The sequence below is a fragment of the Romboutsia maritimum genome (assembly GCF_002251085.2).
In the GTDB taxonomy this organism is placed as follows: domain Bacteria; phylum Bacillota; class Clostridia; order Peptostreptococcales; family Peptostreptococcaceae; genus Romboutsia_B; species Romboutsia_B maritimum.
Genome location: NZ_NOJZ02000062.1, coordinates 1 through 3,743, shown reverse-complemented (window position 1 = coordinate 3,743; position 3,743 = coordinate 1). Strand labels below are relative to the sequence as shown.

General features: G+C 28.2%; 4 protein-coding genes. All 4 read right to left on the bottom strand.

The features are described 5' to 3' along the window. Nucleotides 1-118 precede the first annotated feature (118 nt). The 4 genes from CHF27_RS14615 to CHF27_RS13485 all read right to left on the bottom strand — a co-directional run bounded on the left by CHF27_RS14615 (nt 119) and on the right by CHF27_RS13485 (nt 3,659). Entirely contained in the window at nt 119-247 is a 129-nt protein-coding gene (locus CHF27_RS14615) for a hypothetical protein (RefSeq protein WP_274541576.1), read from the bottom strand. A 306-nt stretch (nt 248-553) separates the two neighbouring features. Further along, the gene (locus CHF27_RS13495) at nt 554-919 is read right to left on the bottom strand and encodes a hypothetical protein (protein ID WP_095406069.1); all 366 of its coding nucleotides are present in this window, start codon (nt 917-919) and stop codon (nt 554-556) included. Nucleotides 920-1,091: 172 nt separating this feature from the next. Beyond that, nucleotides 1,092-2,720: an ABC-F family ATP-binding cassette domain-containing protein gene (locus CHF27_RS13490; protein ID WP_095406070.1), complete on the bottom strand. Its 1,629-nt coding sequence runs from the start codon at nt 2,718-2,720 to the stop codon at nt 1,092-1,094. Nucleotides 2,721-2,822: 102 nt separating this feature from the next. Next, nucleotides 2,823-3,659 carry a molybdopterin-binding protein gene (locus tag CHF27_RS13485; RefSeq protein WP_243445024.1) on the bottom strand — a complete coding sequence of 279 codons (837 nt, stop codon included), beginning with the start codon at nt 3,657-3,659 and terminating at the stop codon, nt 2,823-2,825. Between the last annotated feature and the right edge of the window lie 84 nt (nt 3,660-3,743).

Genomic DNA, 3,743 nt, shown 5'->3' with positions numbered 1-3,743 from the left:
ACCCTATATAGATAGACACGTTTTTTCTCGTGTCCACTATATAGGATCCATTTTAGCATACTCTTACTTACTAAAATTCAGATTTTTTATTAGTTTATTTCTTATTGCGTTATTCAATTTATTTATGAGCATCCCTATATTGTCTAATCAATTCTTCAACTGTTATTTTATAACCATGTATTTTTCTATGACAATTAGAACATATAACTCTTAAATCAGATAACTTAGTTTTATGACCTTCTTCCATATCACATACTGAAATTTCATTATGATGAACATCTAAAACTACAATATCATTTTCTTTACAAACTTCACAAAATACTTTTCCATTATTCTCTTTACTAAGCTGTTCTAATTTACGTTTTCTAGCATTAGAATTTCTTTTCTTAGAATTTATAATTCTTTGTATGTATTCCCCTTCTTCAATTTCTATATTTTCTATATCTTGAAATTCATCAAATTCTATAAACCCAACTTCTTCTTCAACTTTATGTAGTAGTCTAAAAGGTTTTTTTTTTACCCTAATTAACTTTGGTCTTGGTAATATTTCTTCTTATAATAATTCTATCAGCTTATCCCAATTATCATATTTCATTACACGATTAAGTTCTTCAATAAATACTTCTATATGTTTATTCTTATTTACCTTTATATCCCTTTTATCTTCATATACACCATAAAATCCTTCACCTGACATATTTTCTTCTTTTCTTACCACTATTGCTGATATTAAAGGCATCTCATTATCAAAGCTATAATATGATAAATCCCCTATATAATGATACAATTCACTGTTCTTTCCTAGTATTATTCCTACCTTCTCACTTAATTCACTATAACTTATAGTTTGTTCATTCTTTATTTTTTCAACTAATATTTTTGCTATTTCTAAATGTTTTTCATTTAATTTTAAGCACATTATAGATTTTCCTTCCGTATATATTAATATTATTTAATTATATCATATTAATATCGCTTATTAATTCATTAAAAAAAAGCACCTCCTGTGCTAAATAGGATTTTTTAAACTTAACATATAAGTTTAAATCCTATTTAACACAAATTAAGTGCTTTTAAATAATTTTTATTTATTACTTTTTAGAATCTCCGTACATTTCTTTTAATTGCTTTTGTACGTCTTTATTTTCAAGATATTCATCTAAAGTAGTTTTTCTATCCATTATTCCACCTGGAGTTATCTCTATTATTCTATTAGCAAGAGTTTGTATCATCTCTTGGTCATGAGAGTTGAATAATAATACTCCTGAGAACTTCTCAAGTCCTTTATTTACAGAAGTTATACTTTCAAGGTCTAAGTGGTTAGTAGGGTCATCAAGTACTAATACGTTAGAATTTGAAAGCATAAGTTTAGATAACATACATCTAACCTTCTCTCCTCCAGAAAGAACATGAGCTTCTTTAAGAGCTTCTTCTCCTGAGAATAACATTCTACCTAAGAAACCTCTTATGAAACTTTCACTCTTTTCTTCAGAGTATTGTCTTAACCAATCTACTAATGAATAAGTAACCCCATCAAAGTACTTATTATGATTTTTTGGAAGATAGTCTTGAGATGTAGTTACTCCCCATTTGAAAGTACCACTATCAGCAGTATCTTCTCCCATTAATATATTAAATAAAGCTGTTGTAGCTAATTCATCTCCCATAAATGCAACTTTATCTTCTCTATCTAATCTGAAAGTTACATTATCAAGAACTTTAACTCCATCTATAGTTTTAGTTAATCCTTCAACTTCTAAAACTTCATTTCCTATTTCTCTTTCAGGAGTAAATCCAACGTATGGATATCTTCTTCTTGATGGTTGTATATCTTCAACTTCTAATTTGTCTAATTGTTTCTTTCTTGAAGTTGCTTGCTTTGCTTTAGAAGCATTTGAACTAAATCTTGCGATGAACTCTTTTAGTTGAGCTATCTTTTCTTCAGTTTTCTTATTTTGATCCTTAGATAATTGTAATGCTAATTGACTTGATTCATACCAGAAATCGTAGTTACCTACGTACATTTGTATTTTTCCAAAGTCAACATCAACAATGTTTGTACATATTTGATTTAAAAAGTGTCTATCATGTGATACAACTATTACTATAGAATCTTCTAAATCCATTATGAAATTGTTTAACCAGTTTATAGATTGGAAATCTAAATGGTTAGTAGGCTCATCAAGTACTAGTATTTCAGGCTTACCAAATAATGCTTGTGCAAGTAACACTTTTACCTTTTCTCCACCAGTTAATTCTTTCATTTGCTTATAATGTACATCTTTAGATATACCAAGACCCATTAAAACTTTCTCTGCGTTAGTTTCTGCATCCCATCCGTCAAGTTCAGCAAACTCACCTTCTAATTCAGCTGCTTTTATACCATCTTCTTCACTAAAATCAGCCTTCATATATAATTCATCTTTTTCTTTCATTATTGAGTACAGTCTTTCATGTCCCATTATAACAACATCTAAAACTGTATTTTCTTCGTATTTAAAGTGGTCCTGTCTAAGTACTGACATTCTTTCTTTATCAGTTATAGAAACACTTCCTGTATTTGGTTCTATATCTCCAGCTAATATCTTTAGGAAAGTTGATTTTCCTGCACCATTAGCACCTATTATTCCGTAACAATTACCTTTAGTGAACTTTAAATTTACATCTTTAAATAACTCTTTATCACCAAATCTAAGACCTATATTCGTAACTTGTAACATTAATGTATATTCCTTTCTTGTCCATATTAATAATTTATAGCAATCCCCTCTATAATATAACAAATATCTTTTTTAGTCAACTAATCTAATGTGTTAAAATTGCTATATTTTAGTGAAATTACATGCAGGATATGTACATATTTCACAATTCATACAAAGTCCTCCATGACCATATGCAGCTATATCTTTTTTAGTAATTTTCTCATCAATTAAAATTCTAGATAATATAACATCAAATACTGTTGTTTTATGATACATTGCACATCCTGGTATTCCCATTATGGGTACATTATTGTAATATGCTAATAAAAACATTGCCCCTGGTAAAATTGGTGACCCATATGTAACCAATTTTGCATTAGTTTCTTTTATAGCTGTTGGTGTAACATCATCTGGATCTACACTCATTCCACCTGTGCAACATATAAGCTCTGCTCCTTGATTAATAAAACTTAAAATTGAATCTTTAATAACATCTTTATCATCAGGACAAATAACTTGTCCTATTACTTCACATCCGTATTTAGATACTTTTTCTTCTATTACTGGTCCAAATTTATCTACTATTCTTTTATGATATATCTCATTTCCCGTTGTAACTATACCAACTTTTTTAGGTTTAAACGGTACAATCTCTACAATTTTTTTATCACCCACAATTTTTTTTGCTTCGTTTAATTTTGATTCTTCTACTAATAATGGTATAACTCTCGTTCCAGCAACTTTTAGACCTTTTTTAACTTCAAAATTATTATGAAGTGTTGCCATCATAATATCATCTATACAATTTAATTCAAATAAAGTATTTACATCTATTTTTAATAAACCATCTATTGATGCTATGAAGTCTATCTTCCCTTCTTTTATCTCACTGAATTCTAGATTTTTTCCAGCTGTTAAATTTTTTAAAAATATAGCTCCATCATTTTCATGAATCATACCCTCTGACGTATAAACTCTATAATTTTTTATAAATACTTTATAAATTTCATAGATTTACTTCCTTTTTCAACGTATCCGATT